The organism is Streptomyces sp. NPDC060205 (assembly GCF_042728395.1).
Classification (GTDB): domain Bacteria; phylum Actinomycetota; class Actinomycetes; order Streptomycetales; family Streptomycetaceae; genus Streptomyces.
This window is the reverse complement of sequence record NZ_JBHWZP010000073.1, coordinates 19,074-33,845: the sequence shown is the minus strand read 5'-3', so window position 1 is coordinate 33,845 and position 14,772 is coordinate 19,074. Positions and strand designations below refer to the sequence as shown.

Sequence of the window (14,772 nt, the reverse complement as noted above, 5' to 3'; positions counted from 1 at the left end):
GTCCTCACGCGCTCGTGGGCCGTCCTGTCCCGTCAGTCACGCACGGAGTGCTCGCGCTCGTGCCCGGCGCTCTCCGTGTGCGGCGACGCCGTCTCCAGGCGGGCCGTGATGACGAGGGTGCCTTCCTCGATCTGGTAGTCGAGGGGCAGGTCGAGGCCGCGCATCGCGGCGACCATGCCGGTGTTGGCCGCCTGCGTGACCGCGTACACGCTGTCGCAGCCGGCCTCGACGGCCATCGCCACCAGGCGGTTGAGCAGTTCACCGCCGATCCCGCGGCGCTGCCAGTCGTCCTCCACCAGCAGGGCGATCTCCGTCTCGTCGCCGTCCCACAGCAGATGTCCGAGCCCGACGACGCGCCCCGACGCGGTCTGCACGGCGAGCGTGCGGCCGAAGTGCGGGCTCAGCAGGTGCTTGAGGTACTTGTCCGCGTCGCCGACGGGTCCGTGGTACCGCATGCTCAACGTCCGCTGCGAGCACCGCTCGTGCATGGCCTTCGCCGCCTCGACGTCACCGGCGTCGGCACGTCGCACGATGATGTCCTTGCCCTGCGGCAGCGTCAGCACGTCCCGGCTGCGCGGCACCCGTGGGCCGAGCCGTGCGTCCAGCTCGACCAGCGCCCTGGCCCGCGCGAACTCCGTCGGCGTGAACGGCAGATACGGCCGCTCCACAGTGATCACTCCACCCTCCGGTGCGCGCAACCGCATCACCGTGTCCTCCAGCGCCCCTTCTACGGGCGCCCCCGCCTCCGGACGATCCCCGCGCACCGAGGTGGCGGGCAGCGAGCGGATCGTGCAACGCCCCAGCAACTGCCTTAGCGCCAAGGGTAGTTCAGCCGCGTCGAGCGCCGTACGGGTGGCCAGGCCCAGCACCCGCGTGGGCGCGTCCACCAGGTCGTGCGCGTCGGCCCGCTCGATCCAGGTACCGGAACCGCCCGACGACGACACCGCCCGCGTGACCTCGGACGCCGCCACCGGCGCGGGGGCGCGCAGCAGGAACTCGTCCACCGTGCCCTCGGTCAGCGGATGCGTCTGCAGGCTCAGGATGTCGACCCGCAGTTCCGCCAGCGCCAGGCACAACGCGGCCAGCGAACCCGGCTCGTCCCGCACGGTGGTCCGCATCCGCCACAGCACGGTCTCGCCCGAGGCCGAGGCCGAGGCCGGCACCGGTCCGGAGCCGTCGGCGGCGCCGGTGTCCGGTGTGCCCGGGGCGCCCCCGACCGTCCCGGCCCGCCGCGCGGATGCGGCCGGCCGGGCGCCGGTATCGCCTGTCGGCGGAGCGTGACCGTGGCGGCGTGACCACCATGTGTGGAAGCCCGCCGTGGCGATCAGCGCGACCGCCGAGATCGCGAGGAGGGCGGGCCCGTCGGGGCCGTGCCCGATCAGGTTCGCCACGGCGTCGGCGACCGCGACCGCCGTGAACAGAGCGGCCAGTTCGACGAGGTCCCTGCGCCAGTGGTGGACCGGCCGGCCGTTTTTCGCACGCGTCACATCACACATGTCCTGAGTCATACCGTCACTGTGAAGTACGGGTGTTGCGTGATCGCGAACGCTTTGTGACTGATCGGTTAAGTATGTATCTGTCTTTTTTGTTGCATTTTTTACGATTCCCTTCCGCAACTCGCCCGCCCGGCTGAACGACCTGGTCGCCCCCGGTGCCCCGGTGGCCCCGGTCAGGCGGCCACCCCCTGTTCCAGCGTGGCACGCAGCCGACGGGCCTGGGCCACGAGCCGCGACGAACCGCTCCGCTCCGCCACCGGTGCCAGATGCTCCACCTCGCCGTGCGCACCGGTCCGTTCGGCGCACTCGGCGGCGACGGCGAGCAATTCGCCCATCCCGCGGGTGGCCGGAGCGGCGCCGTCCGCGGCGAGGCCGGCGAGCAGGGCGGGCAGCGCCGCCCCGAGTATCGACCAGACGGTGGCGTACGCTCCGGTCGTCGCCGCGGTCCGTACGGACTCGGCCAGCCGCAGCGGCTTCACCGCCCCCTTGCACACCAGCTGCCCCAGATCCCGGCCGAGCCTCCCGGCGTCCAACTGCCCTCGCGCGGCGAGCACCAGCAGGGCGTCCACCGCGCTGAGCCGGTCCTCCGGGTGACGCGCGCCCAGCCCGTACGCGAGGCACAGGTGCACGGCCTCACCCGCTTCGCCCTCCGCCTCGGCGAGCAGCGGCAGGACCGCTGCCCCGCCCCGGATGTCGTCCACCGCGACCGTGGAGACCTCGCGCACCAGACGCGCGGCCACCACCTCCCGCAGTCCGGGCACCACGGCCAGCCAGTGCTGCCGCTCGGCCTGGGTCCAGTAGTGGGGGCAGTACCTGCGTGCCTCGAAGGCGCCCATGGGCATGCCGAGCCGACGGAACGCCAGGGGGAGTTCCTCCGGCAGCCCGTCGAGCTCGCCGAGTTCGAGCACGATGCGCTCCGCCGAGACGCGTCGGGTGCTCGTGGGGGGCGTCGGGCTCTCGCCCAGGAGGCGGCGGGCCAGCCGCTCACCCTCCACCGTGCCGAGCGCGGCGGCCCGTCCGGCGGCGGCCTCGCTCACCGCCCGGTCGTCGCGGCGCACCCGGAGCAGCGCCTGGGTGAAGTCGGTCTCGCCGGGCCGGGCGCCGAGCCGGTGGTACTCGGCGAGACGGGCCACCAGGTCGTCCGGCTCCAGGAACCCCGACGACCAGGTGGGCGTGGCCAGCAGGAACGGCATCGGATCCGTCCGCACCCGGTAGGCCGCCTCCCACAGGCGCGCGTTGAAGACGGCGGACAGCGCGGTGTGCACACAGGGGTCCGACATCGGACCGTGCTGATGGGCCTTGTGCAGCGTGGAGGTGCGCACCCGGTCCAGGAGGGCCGCGAGTACCACCTGAAGGCCGTACGGATCGCGCCGGAAGTATTCGTCCGACGAATGGTGAGGACGGTCGGTGCCCATCCACCAGGTGCGGGCGAGCGTCGGTCTCACGGCCTCGGCCAGCTCCTCCTGACGCAGGTACGCGTGCCGCACGAGTCCGTCCAGGGTGCGCTCGAACACCGCCATGTCGGCGTCGGCGGACACCATCAGGGCTCCGACCTCCTCGGCCAGCTCGATCACCGAGTCCGGCGCGGGCGCGAGCCGTGAGGGCTCCGGCGCGGGCGGCAGCAGCTCCAGGTGCGGGTGTGGCGCGAGCTCGTCCGCGTCCAGTCCCAGGGCCTCGATCGCGCGTGCTCGCAGTCCGGCGCTCAACTGGGCGACGCCGGCGGCCACTTCGTCGCGCGCCTGCGCGTTCGCCGCACCGATCCCGCCGATGTGCCGCTCCACCAGCTTCAGCGCCCGCTCCTGGACGTCCGTGTCCTCGTGCCCGAACGCGTGCGCCACCGCGGGCAGCAGCTCCGCCGCGCCCGACGGATCGCGCCGGAGCACCTTGCCGAGGAGCACGAGCTGGGCGCGGACCAGCTTCTTCTCCGTGCGGAACAGCACGACGGCGGACATCTCGGCGAGCTGCCGATGCGTGATCTCGCCGGCCAGCGCCAGCGAACCCAGCACCGACCGGGCGTGCGACGCCACCGTGGACGCCGGGTGGGAGGCGAGCGCCAGCCAGTCCGCCACGCGCTCCCGCTCCTCGTCCCCGGTCGCCTCAAGTGCCGTCAACAGCCTGAGGAAGACCCGGCAGTCGGACGCGGCGACGCCGCGCAGCAGCCGGGCGACGCAGGCGTCGATCAGCGCCTCGCGGTCGAGGAGGCCTTCCTCGGTGAGCCTCACCAAGGCGGTGATCCAGCTCTCGGGGCCGTCACCGAACAGCCAGTCCAGATGGCTGCCGAGGTCCGGGATCTCGAAGAGGGCGGGCACGAGCCGCGCCGTGTACGGATCCTGGCGCAGCCGGTCCAGGACGGAGTCGCCGCGCTGCCAGAGGCTGCCGATCTGCTCGACCCAGCCGACCACGTAGGTCTCCGTCGTCGGCACCGGGCACCCGGACAGCCGGACCAGCCCCGCCATCAGCTCGTAGGGCACCTGGGCGGTCGACGGGCGGTCCGCGAGGCGCTGCGCGAGGTTGCCCAGCCAGTCCCGGTCCCGGTCGCCCAGGACATGGAGCAGGACCGCGGGGGACGCCTGGGACCAGCGCATGTCGGCAGCGGCGAGCCAGGCCGCCGTACCGGCCGCTCCGGTGTGGCAGGCCGCGCCCGCCGCGTGCAGTGTGGGGTACGCCTTGCGGGACTTGGAGTTCCAGGGCTCGGTGCGCAACTCCTTGCGCAGTTCCTTGAGCGCCGGCAGACAGAGCCGCCGCTCGGGATCCGTCATCCCGTCCAGCAGGCCCGCGGCCTCACCCGTATGCCCCGCCTTCAGCAGCGCGTCGCTCACCGACACCGTCCCGTTCACCGCCGCCACCCCGCTCACCGACACCACCCCGTTCCTCGAAACCGCCCCGCCCACCGGCTTGTTCACCCGCACCGCGTCACGCACCACCGGCATCGCCCCGCTCATCGCGCACCCCCGTCGACCAGAACCTCCGCCTGCCCGGACACCGCGCCGCGGCGGACCATCCGCACCGCCAGGGCGTGCTTGCACGGGCCGCGTCCGCCGCGGTACTTGGCCCACCACAGGCAGGTGCAGCTCAGCACTCCCGCGTCGTCGCGCACCCGGTGCGTGTGCCCGTCCTGCGCGGTCACCGTGCCGAGGACGCCGTCCAGGGCCACCGCGCCCGCGCTCACGAGATCCCGGGCGGCCCGCAGCCGGGGGTTGTGCCGCTCCACGCGCTCGGCGTCGTAGGGGAGTTCACGGTGGAAGTAGGCGGCCTCCGCGGTGTCGTAGCCCACGCGCCCCGAGGTGCCCAGCCGGACGAGGGCCGCCCGCACCCGCTCGGCGGACAGTCCCGACGCGGCGGACAGATCACCGACATCGATCCTGGGTTCCCAGGCCAGCAGCACCGAGATCAGCTCCGCGTCCTCGGCGGCCTCGTCGGTGGCCAGTGCGTCGAGCACCCCGCCCTCACCGGAGAAGCCCCGGGAGGCCTCGGGCGACAGCGTCAGCGTGAGCCGCATGCCGGGCAGGACGACCTCCCAGGCGCTGGCCGCCGCGGCGGTCCCGGCGAGCGCGGGACCGTACACCCGCAGGGCCGACGCGTGCCGGAGCACCCTCTGGAGGGCGACCAGGCGCTCCGGACCGGGGAGGCAGACCGCTCCGGGCACCGGCCGGGTCGTCGGCCGCAGGACGCGCCCCGCGGGCACCACCCACTGCACAGCCCGGGAAGAGCCGCGCGCACCGGAGCGGGGCAGCGAGCGCAGGAACCGCACGGTCTCGGCCGCGGGCAGTTCGGCCCGCAGGTCGAAACCCGCCGCCGTCACCTGCGCCTCGGCGAAGCCCCGCAGCCAGCGGTCCGGCAGGGGCACCTTCTTCTCCACGACCGGCCCGTCCAGGGTGGTCACGGCCATCTCGTCCGGACCGACGCGCAGATGCAGCGGGTCGTCCGAGCCGATCCTCGACAGGGCGTCGCGCAGCGGGTTGTTGACGTCGACGTTCGTCGTGCCGTGGCCCACCTCGCCCCCGTCGAGGCCCGCCGCCAGCACGTCCAGCCGTGCGTACACCCCGCCGCAGCCGGAGAAGGACTCGAAGCGCAGCCGGTCGCCGCTGCCCGTGACCACCGGGTCCAGGGACGACCGCAGCTGCTGCTGGTAATAACGCGCTCCCGCCACGTCGGCGACCGCGAGCAGCCCCGCCGAGGCAACCTGAGGCGACGTCAGGAAGCCCGCGAAGAAACGGGGATGGTCCTCGACACCGCGGGGCGTCGTGCCCCGCGAGGTCTCAAGTCCCAGGCGCCGGCCGTCCGGTGCGGACTCCAGCGTGGAGGGTCGGGTGTAGGCCACGGCCTGCAAGGATCGCGTCATGGAAAAACCGTAGAGGCGACCACTGACAATCGCTCCGACCTGCGAAGACGCACGGATTCCCGGGACTTGGGCAACCCGACGTGCCGCGTACCGGGGGATGACGCCGGTACGCGGCACGAGGCAGCAGATTACGGGAGCCGGAGCCCTCCGCGTGACCTCGGCGAAGCTACCGCCCCGCCGGTGGAACCGCTGATCCGTCGTTGAACTACTGCCCCACGCGCCCCGGTTGCAGCACCTTCGTGAACAGCACCGCGCCGCCGGTCGCCCGCAGGCGGACCGTCAGCTCGCCGCTCTGCCCGTCGATGTCGACCTCGCCGAAGTACTGGGGCGACTCCATGGGGGAGACGTTCGCCCTGTCGGGTGCCTGGACGAAGACCCGGTCCGGACCGAACGTGCCGTCCAGCGCGTTCGCCTGGAAACCGCCCGCGGCCAGCGGACCGGAGACGAACTCCCAGAACGGCGCGAAGTCCTTGAAGGCCGCGCGCGCCGGGTCGTAGTGCTGCGCCGAGGTGTAGTGCACGTCCGCCGTCAGCCACACCGTGCCGGTGATCCGGCGGTGCTTGACGAACCGCAGCAGCTCCGCGATCTGCAGCTCGCGGCCCAGCGGCGCGCCCGGGTCGCCCTGCGCGACGGCCTCGATGTCCGTCGCGCCGTCCGGTACGACCAGGCCGAGCGGCATGTCGGACGCGATCACCTTCCACACCGCCCGCGAACGCGCCAGCTCCCGCTTCAGCCAGACCAGCTGCTCCGCGCCCAGGATGCCGACGGTGTCGTCGGGCTGCCGGTCGGGGGAGTTGGCGTTGCGGAACGTCCGCATGTCGAGCACGAAGACGTCCAGCAGCGGACCGTGGCGCACGACCCGGTGGATCCTGCCGTCCTCGCCCGTGGCGGGCAGGGTGGAGATCGGGAAGTACTCGCTGAAGGCCTTGCGGGCGCGGGCAGCGAGCGTGTCGACGTCCTTCACCGTGTAGCGGGCGTCGGTGAGGATCTCGCCCGGGTACCAGTTGTTGAGGACCTCGTGGTCGTCCCACTGGGTGATCGTGGGGACCTGCGCGTTGAAGCGGCGTACGTTCTCGTCGAGCAGCGAGTAGCGGAAGTTGCCGCGGTACTCGGCCAGGGTCTCCGCGACCTTGGACTTCTCGTCGGTGGTGACGTTCCGCCAGACCCGGCCGTCCGGCAGCGTCACCGACGACGACAGCGGGCCGTCCGCGTAGATCGTGTCGCCGCTGCACAGGAAGAAGTCGGGGTTCCGGCGGCGCATCTCCTCGTACGCGTACAGGCCGCCGATGTCCGGGTTGATGCCCCAGCCCTGGCCCACGATGTCGCCTGACCACAGGAAGCGGACGTCCTGGCGCCGCTTGGCGGGCGCGGTCCTGAAGGTGCCCGCCACGGGTTCGCCGGTACGGCGGTAGTCGTCCGGGTCGGCCAGCGTCACCCGGTAGTGGATCTGCTCCCCGGAGGGCAGGCCGCGCAGCGGGACCGTGCCGGTGAAGTCCGTGTCGGCGCCCAGGAGGGGGCCGTGCCATTTTCGGGACCTGTGGAACGACTCGGTCGCGGAGGTCTCCACGATCATGCGGGCGGGGCGGTCCGAGCGGACCCACACCAGACCGGAGTCCGTGGTCACGTCTCCGGCCTGGACGCCCCACTGCGCCCGGGGCCGCCCCGACAGCGCGAACGCCGGGGCCGCGGCGACCGCGCCGAGGGCGGAGGGCAGGGCGAGTGCCGCCGACGCGGCGAGCGAGCCGCGCAGGACGCTGCGGCGGCCGGGGAGCGGGCGGCTCGGCGGGCTGAGTGACATGGGGCGCCTCCTGGGGCGGGTCCGGCGGGTGTGCACGGCTACACCTACTGGTGTGCCGCAGCGCACACGCAAACCACAAGTGAACAACGCGCATTGCTGTGAGCGGCGGGTTTGGCCCGTGGGGCGTGTGCGGGCCGGTGGGGGTGGCCCGCGCCGTTCCCCGCGCCCCTGAAGAGCAAAGGATTGCGCCGTTCCCCGCGCCCCTAGGGACGGCGGGCCGCCCGCGGTGTCTTTAGGGGCGCGGGGAACTGCGCGGGCAACCCCCACCGGACCCGCAGACGACGTCCGGACCGGTTCAAGCACCCCCGTGGGGCCTCGCCGTGGCCGTCGCCAGCGCGCGGACCCCCTCCCGGATACCGCTCGGAGAGACGTGCGCGTAGCCCAGGACGAGGCGGATCACGTCGTCCGGAGGGGGGACACGCGTGTACGACGTGAGCGCGCGCACAGCGACCCCCGCCGCCTCCGCGGAGGCCAGAAAACGGCCCGTCGGCCCGTACCGCCCCGGAAGCGCGGCAATGGCATGCAACCCGGCGGCCACGCCGGAAACCTCCGTGCCGGGAAAGTGCTCCGCCAGCGCCGCGACGAGCGCGTCACGGCGCACCCGGTACTCGCGCCGGCAACGGCGGAGCTGCCGGTCGTAGTCCCCGCGCTCCACGAACCGCGCGAGCAGCGCCTGGTCGATCACCGGGTTGCCGAGATCCATCGTGCGCTTGCGTTCGACGACCTCCTCGGCCATCGACGCCGGCACCAGCAGCCACCCGAGCCGCAGCCCCGGCGCCAGCGACTTGCTGACCGAACCGGTGTACGCGACATGCTCCGGATCGAGTCCCTGAAGGGCGCCCACCGGGGCCCGGTCGTACCGGAAGTCCCCGTCGTAGTCGTCCTCGACGACGAGCCCGTCCACCGAGCGCGCCCAGTCGAGAAGTTCGGCACGGCGCCGCGCGGAGTACGCGATCCCCGTCGGGAACTGGTGCGCGGGCGTCGTCACCACGGCCCGCACCCCCGACGCGCGCAGCGCCGAAAGGTCCAGCCCCTCGTCGTCCAGCGGCAGCGGCAGGGCGTCGAGGCCGGCCGACGCGTACAGGGTCTCGTGCTCGGGGCTGCCGGGGTCCTCCACGCCCACGGCGTTCACCCCGCGCGCGTGGAGCACGAATCCGAGCAGTGTGGTCGCCTGGGCCACCCCTGAGACGACGATCACCCGTTCCGGATCCGCGACCACCCCCCGGCGCCGGGTCAGCAGTTCGGCGAGGGCGGTACGCAGCCGGGGCAGCCCGCGCGGGTCCGGGTAGCCCAGCGTGTGGTGGGGCAGTTCGGCGAGCACGCCGCGCTGCGCGGCGGACCAGGCCGCACGCGGGAACAGCGACAGGTCGGGCGTGCCGGGCAGGAAGTCCGCCACGGCGCCGGGGGAGCGGGGCGCGAGATCCCGGGCGCGGGACAGGGCGGCCCGGGCGGCCCCGCCGACCCAGGTTCCGGCACCCCGGCCGCTGCGCAGGTATCCCTCCGCGGTCAACTGCTCGTACGCCTCCGTGACCAGCCCCCGGGACACCCCGAGATCGGCGGCCAGTTCGCGGCTGGACGGCAGCCGGGTGCCGGGCGGGAAGCGGCCCGAGCGGACCGCCTCCCGCAGCGCGGCCTGCAAGGCGCGGCCACGCGCGCGTGCCGGTGCCGAGACGGCGGACAGAAGCGTCTCCCAGGCACCGGACCGGCCCGCGGCACCGAACAGGCCCGCGGCACCGGCCCGGCCCATCGCGGGTGGCGGGTCCGGATTGGTCCCCGATGACGTCATGGAAGTGGACCTTAAACCGGGCCGCCGTCCTGCATAGCGTCACTTCCATGAACGCCACCACCACGCGCGGAACCCTGCTCGCGGCCCTCGCCGCCGTCCTCGTCGGCGGCTCCTTCACCGCCAACAGCGTCCTCGGCCACTACCCGTACGCGGGCGGCCAGTTCGTGCGGTACGGCCTCGCCTGTCTGCTGCTCCTGCCGCTGGTCGGCCGGGGCGGCGCGGCACCCCTGCGCACGCTGACACCGGGCCAGTGGACACGTCTGGCGCTGCTCGCGGCCGTCGGCATGGTCGGCTTCAACCTCGCCGTCATCGCCGCGGAACACACCGCGGAACCCGCGATACCGGGTGTCTTCGTAGGCTGCGCCCCGGTCGCCGTCGCCGTGCTCGTCCCCCTCCTGGAGGGCCGCCGGCCGCAACGAATCGTCCTGTACGGGGCGTTGCTGGTGGCCGGGGGCGCCTTCACGGTCCAGGGCTGGGGGCGTACCGACGGAGCCGGAATCGCCTTCTCCCTGTGCGCGCTCGTCGGCGAGATCGGCTTCGCGGTCCTCGCCGTGCCCGTCGTGCGGCCGCTCGGACCGCGGCTGCTCTCCGCGACGGTGTGCGGGCTCGCGGCGGCCGAGTCGGCGCTGGCCGGGATCGTCCTCGACGGCCGTGCCTGGCTGCGGATCCCGGACTCCACCGAGACCGTCGCCCTGCTGTGGCAGGCGGCGGTCGTCACGGTGGTCGGCTTCGTCTGCTGGTACATGGCCATGCAGCGCATCGGCGCGGAGCGCGCGACGCTCTTCTCCGGCCTCATCCCGGTGGCCGCGGCCTGCACGGCCCCGCTCGTCGGAACGGGCTCCTACGGGCCGGTGCAGGCCGCGGGGAGCGCCCTGGTGGGAGCCGGCGTGGCCCTCGGTTCAGGCGCGCTGCGCCGCAGGGGAGGGCGTACGGCGGCTGCCGTCGCTGCCGTCCAGCAGGACGCGCGCGACCAGCGCGGGATCGTCGTTCATCGGGACGTGGCCGCAGCCGGGCAGCTTCACCAGCCGGGCCCGGGGAATGATCCGCTTGGCGCGGACTCCCTGACGGCGGACCAGGATCCGGTCCCGGGTGCCCCAGGCGACGGTCACGGGAAGACCGGGGACGTCGTCCGTGAAGCGGACCGAGGTGCCCGCCCTGAGGGTCTCGGTGAACCCCTGGGCACCCGCCAGCGCGAGGGTCTCGGCGACCACCGCCTCCGGTGAACGGCGGCCGGGACGGGCGTAGATGCTGCTGGTCAGCACCGCGCGCCCGGCCGCCGACCGGGACAGCCGCTCGACCAGCGGGAGCGGCATGCTCCGTGCGGCCTGCCGCATCGCCTGCAGCAGCGCGAACGCGTACCGCCGCTCGCCGGGCGACCAGAACCCGGCGGGCGACAGCGCGGTGACGGACCGTACGAGCTTCTCGCGGCCCAGTTCCAGGGCCAGCAGGCCGCCCAACGAGTTGCCCGCCACATGCGGCCGGTCGAGCTCCAGCGTCTCGCACAGCGCGGCGAGCGCCGCGTTCATCGTCGCCAGGTCGTGGTCGAGCCCCTCGGGCAGTGCGGGTGACTCGCCGAAGCCGGGCAGGTCCACCGCGATCACGTCCCGTTCGGTCGCCAGCAGGTCGACGACCGGGTCCCACGCCTGCCGGTGGTGGCCTATCCCGTGCAGCAGCAGAAGCGGTTCGCCGCTGCCCACGCGCGTGTACGCGAGGGTCACGGTCCGCGGGCCGTGCGGAGAGGTGACGCTGAAGGAGACCGTGGCGGCCATGGGCTTGCTCCTCGGCTGTGACTCGCTGACTGGGCACCGGCGGGCGTGGCACGGGCCGATTCGACCGGCCGGCCGGCTCCTAGACAGCTTGTCAGCAATTGCTACCGGCGGGTAGCCCCCGTCTGCCGCTCTCCCCACATCGTCTGGACACGGCCCGACATGTCGGGTTGGGATGGCCCGGTGGCTACCGACACCGTGACCGAGGTCTTCGAAGAGCACCGCCCCGTCCTGATGGGCGTCGCCTACCGCATGCTCGGCCGGGTGGCCGACGCGGAGGACGTCGTCCAGGAGGCGTGGTTGCGCTGGTCCGGAGCCGACCGCTCCGACGTCCGCGAACCGCGCGCCTATCTCGTACGGGTCACCACCCGGCTCGCCCTCGACCGGCTGCGGCAGACCCGGGCCCGTAACGAGGCCTATGTGGGGCCCTGGCTGCCCGAGCCCTACGTCACCGACTTCGGCGACACCGTCGCCGACACGGCCGAACGCGCCGTCCTCGCCGACTCGGTCTCGCTCGCCGTCCTCGTCGTCCTGGAGTCCCTCTCGCCGCTGGAGCGCGCGGTGTTCGTGCTCCGGGAGGCGTTCGGCTACCCGTACGCCGAGATCGCCGTCACGCTCGACCGCAGCGAGCCCGCGGTGCGGCAGCTCGCCGGACGGGCCCGGCGGCACGTCGAGGAGCGGCGGCCGCGCTACGAGGTCGACCCCGTGGAGCGGCGCGACCTCACCGAGCGCTTCCTCGCGGCGGCGACGGAAGGGGACCTCGACGGGCTGATGACCCTGCTGGCCCCGGACGTGCGCCTGATCGGCGACAGCGGCGGGCTGGCCCAGGCGCCGGTGCGGGTCATCGAGTCGGCCGACAAGGTGGGCCGCTTCCTCGGCGGAGTCATGCGCAAGGGCGTGTCGGACGCGACGTTCCGCTTCCTGGAGGTCAACGGCGGACCGGCGTTCCTGGTGCTGTCCGGCGGCAAGCCCGACAGCGTCTTCCAGCTGGACGTCGCCGACGGCCGCATCCAGTGCGTGTACATCGTCCGCAACCCGGAGAAGCTGCTGTCCCTCGCCGTCGACTGACGGCCGCCGGCGGGCGGAGCCCCGCCGGTCGTATGCCAGAGCCCCCGTCCGGACGACGGGGGCTTTGCCGTTGTGTCACGTATGCGGCGTATCGCGAACGTCGTATGAACGCTCTGCGGCAACACACCTGTGCGAGCTGTAACGGATCGAGGATTGGTCTTGACCAAGGGTGGGGGTCGCCATATGGTCGCTGGGATAGTGCAGGAACCTTTAATAAACAAGGGCGCTAAAAGCCGCCGGGACACGGCGATTGCGGAGGACACGGTGGGGACCACGCAGCTGGATACGGTGCCGGAGCCCAAGTACTGGCATCTGAAGACCGTGCTCAGCGAAGCACTGGACTCCGAGTTCTCGGTGGGGGAGATCCTCCCCAACGAGCGCGATCTGGCGGCCCGGTTCGGCGTCGCGAGGGCCACGCTCCGCCAGGCCCTCGAACAGCTGGAACTGGAAGGACGGCTGCAGCGCCGCCGCGGGGTCGGCACGACCGTCGCACCGCCGCGCATGGGCGTGGCCGTCGCCTCCGAGCAGCACACCTGGCCCGGCGCCGCCGGTGACGCCTGGCAGCCCGCCGACTGCGTGACGGCGCCCCCGCCCTCGGCGGTGGCCCAGATCCTGGAGAGCGGCCCCGAGGACCGGGTGCACATCGTGCGCCGCTCCCGGGTGACGCACGGCCAGCCCGTCGCCGCCGAGCTCCTCTACATCCCGGCCTCGTCGGTGCCCGACCTGTCCGGCATCGACGCCCCCTCGGGCACCGCACGCGCGCGTGCGGTCCTGCGGGAGCTCGCGCGCCTGGACCTGGAGGGCGAGGACCGCGCCGTGGAGCTGGGCTCGGCGCGCGCGGACGACGCCAAGGAACTGGACCGGCTCCCCGGTGCGCCCGTCCTCGTCGTCACGACCCGCTACTTCGCCGAGGGGCGCACGGCGGCGGTCTCCGTCGCCACCTACCGCGCCGACACATGCCGGCTGACCTTCGGCGACTCCGGCGGTGTGGAGATCCACCACGACCCGGAGCGCCGCGCCTCCTGACCGACGTCACCCGACGACTGCCGACGTCACCCGACGTCACTCGACGACGGTCGGCGCCATCCGACGACTGCCGGCGTCGACCGGCGACTGTCGGCCTCACCTGATGACTGCCGGCGTCGACCGGCGACACCCGCGCGCGTACGTCGCGCTCCGACCTCCGGAGCGCGACGTTCCGCTGTTACGGCCGCACGGTCCGCTCTTACGGCCATACGGTCCGCCGCGTTCAGCGGCGGGCCGTCACCGTGCTCTCCACCGCGAAGAGCTGCTCTTCCACATGGTCCAGAGCCAGCCGCAGCGCACCCGTCGCCACGGCCGCCTCGCCCAGCAGCGACAGCGTCACCCGCGGGGGCCGCAGGCAGTAGCGGGCCAGCTCCTTGCGCAGCGGCTCCAGTACGCCGTCGAGACCCGCCGCCCAGCCGCCGATCACGACCAGCTCGGGATCGAGGGCCAGGACGAGCGCGGCGACGTCGTGCACCAGCCGCTGGATGAAGCGCTCGACGGCCGCACGGGCCCGCTCGTCACCCGCGCGCGCGTGCCTGAAGACCTCCGCCACCGCCTGTTCGTCGAGCGGATGCAGCGGCTCGTCGGTCGTGGACAGCAGCGTCTCCGGAGTGACCTCCCGGCCCAGCAGATGGAGCGCGCCGATCTCACCGGCCGCCCCTCCGAAGCCCCGGTGCAGCCGCCCGCCGATGAGGGAACCTGCCCCCGGACTCAGCCCGGCCAGTACGAACACCATGTCGTCGGATTCGGTGGCGGCACCCTTCCAGTGCTCGGCGACCGCCGCCGCGTTGGCGTCGTTCTCCACGATCACCGGGCACTTGAAGGAGCGGCGCAGCCGTTCGCCGAGCGCCAGCCCCGTCCACTCCGGCAGTGCCGTGCACAGGCGTACGGTGCCGTCGGCCTCCACGATGCCGGGCGAGGTCGCCCCGACGGCCCGCAGGGACCCGCGCGCGACCCCTGCGCGGCGCAGCAGCTCCGCGACGGCCGTACGCAGCCGTTCGAGCCGCTCGTCCGCCGACGCCGTCTCGCAGACGTCCTTGGCGAGCGAGCCGAGTATCCGGCCGTCCAGGTCCGACAGGAGCACGGCCACCCGGTGCGGGCCGATCTCCAGGCCCAGCAGATGGCCGGCCTCCGCCCGGAAGCGGAACCGGCGCGCGGGCCTGCCCTGACGGCGTGCGGCGCTCTCGTCGGCCGCGGTCTCGACGACGAGTCCGCCGTCCATGAGCCCTTCGACGACCCCCTCGACGGTGGGCCTCGACAGGCCGGTCACCCGCGTGATCTCGGTGAGTGTCGCGAAGTCCGTGGCCCGCAGCGCGTGCAGCACCACCGCGGAGTTGATCCTCCGCAGCAGAGAGGGATCCCCGCCGGTCAACTGCCCCAACGTCCGTCCTCCCAGCTCGTGCGCGTGTTGGTTGGCCGGATCGTACTCGGCGCGGCGGGTCCCGGCGAGTGCCGGGGATCACCTGCCCGCTCCCGGCCCCCGCCACGGA

The 14,772-nt window shown here is 73.4% G+C and carries 9 protein-coding genes and 1 pseudogene; 3 read left to right on the top strand and 7 right to left on the bottom strand.

Features of this window, described 5'->3' with window-relative positions; genetic code table 11:
- Nucleotides 1-32: 32 nt before the first annotated feature.
- The 5 genes from ACFWGJ_RS15665 to ACFWGJ_RS15645 all read right to left on the bottom strand — a co-directional run bounded on the left by ACFWGJ_RS15665 (nucleotide 33) and on the right by ACFWGJ_RS15645 (nucleotide 9,422).
- A complete protein-coding gene (locus tag ACFWGJ_RS15665) occupies nucleotides 33-1,508 on the bottom strand; it encodes a GNAT family N-acetyltransferase (RefSeq protein ID WP_387324235.1) in 1,476 nt (491 codons plus the stop codon).
- A 161-nt stretch (nucleotides 1,509-1,669) separates the two neighbouring features.
- Nucleotides 1,670-4,426 (bottom strand): DUF6493 family protein, encoded by a 2,757-nt coding sequence (locus ACFWGJ_RS15660; protein WP_387324231.1) that lies wholly within the window; start codon nucleotides 4,424-4,426, stop codon nucleotides 1,670-1,672.
- Nucleotides 4,427-4,434: 8 nt separating this feature from the next.
- Nucleotides 4,435-5,838 (bottom strand): SWIM zinc finger family protein, encoded by a 1,404-nt coding sequence (locus ACFWGJ_RS15655; protein ID WP_387324228.1) that lies wholly within the window; start codon nucleotides 5,836-5,838, stop codon nucleotides 4,435-4,437.
- 205 nt (nucleotides 5,839-6,043) lie between these two features.
- The gene (locus ACFWGJ_RS15650) at nucleotides 6,044-7,636 is read right to left on the bottom strand and encodes an alkaline phosphatase D family protein (RefSeq protein WP_387324225.1); all 1,593 of its coding nucleotides are present in this window, start codon (nucleotides 7,634-7,636) and stop codon (nucleotides 6,044-6,046) included.
- A gap of 295 nt (nucleotides 7,637-7,931) precedes the next feature.
- On the bottom strand, nucleotides 7,932-9,422 hold the full coding sequence (locus ACFWGJ_RS15645) for a PLP-dependent aminotransferase family protein (protein ID WP_387324222.1): 1,491 nt from the start codon (nucleotides 9,420-9,422) through the stop codon (nucleotides 7,932-7,934).
- On the opposite strand from ACFWGJ_RS15645, the pseudogene ACFWGJ_RS15640 reads away from it, so the two are divergent.
- A pseudogene (locus tag ACFWGJ_RS15640) lies at nucleotides 9,413-10,258 on the top strand (DMT family transporter); the annotation flags it as partial. The gene ACFWGJ_RS15645 and the pseudogene ACFWGJ_RS15640 overlap by 10 nt on opposite strands.
- A gap of 63 nt (nucleotides 10,259-10,321) precedes the next feature.
- Here the strand turns inward: ACFWGJ_RS15640 and ACFWGJ_RS15635 are convergent.
- Nucleotides 10,322-11,191, bottom strand: coding sequence for an alpha/beta fold hydrolase (locus ACFWGJ_RS15635; RefSeq protein WP_387324219.1), 870 nt, complete (start codon nucleotides 11,189-11,191; stop codon nucleotides 10,322-10,324).
- Nucleotides 11,192-11,371: 180 nt separating this feature from the next.
- Here ACFWGJ_RS15635 and ACFWGJ_RS15630 point away from each other — a divergent pair, with 180 nt between their 5' ends.
- Together ACFWGJ_RS15630 and ACFWGJ_RS15625 are read left to right on the top strand one after the other, a co-directional pair.
- Nucleotides 11,372-12,256: an RNA polymerase sigma-70 factor gene (locus ACFWGJ_RS15630; protein ID WP_387324217.1), complete on the top strand. Its 885-nt coding sequence runs from the start codon at nucleotides 11,372-11,374 to the stop codon at nucleotides 12,254-12,256.
- Nucleotides 12,257-12,520: 264 nt separating this feature from the next.
- On the top strand, nucleotides 12,521-13,282 hold the full coding sequence (locus ACFWGJ_RS15625) for a GntR family transcriptional regulator (protein WP_387324246.1): 762 nt from the start codon (nucleotides 12,521-12,523) through the stop codon (nucleotides 13,280-13,282).
- Between the two features lie 223 nt (nucleotides 13,283-13,505).
- Here ACFWGJ_RS15625 and ACFWGJ_RS15620 read toward each other — a convergent pair whose 3' ends face one another.
- Nucleotides 13,506-14,663, bottom strand: a complete 1,158-nt coding sequence (locus tag ACFWGJ_RS15620; RefSeq protein ID WP_387324214.1) for an ROK family protein — start codon at nucleotides 14,661-14,663, stop codon at nucleotides 13,506-13,508.
- Nucleotides 14,664-14,772 lie beyond the last annotated feature (109 nt).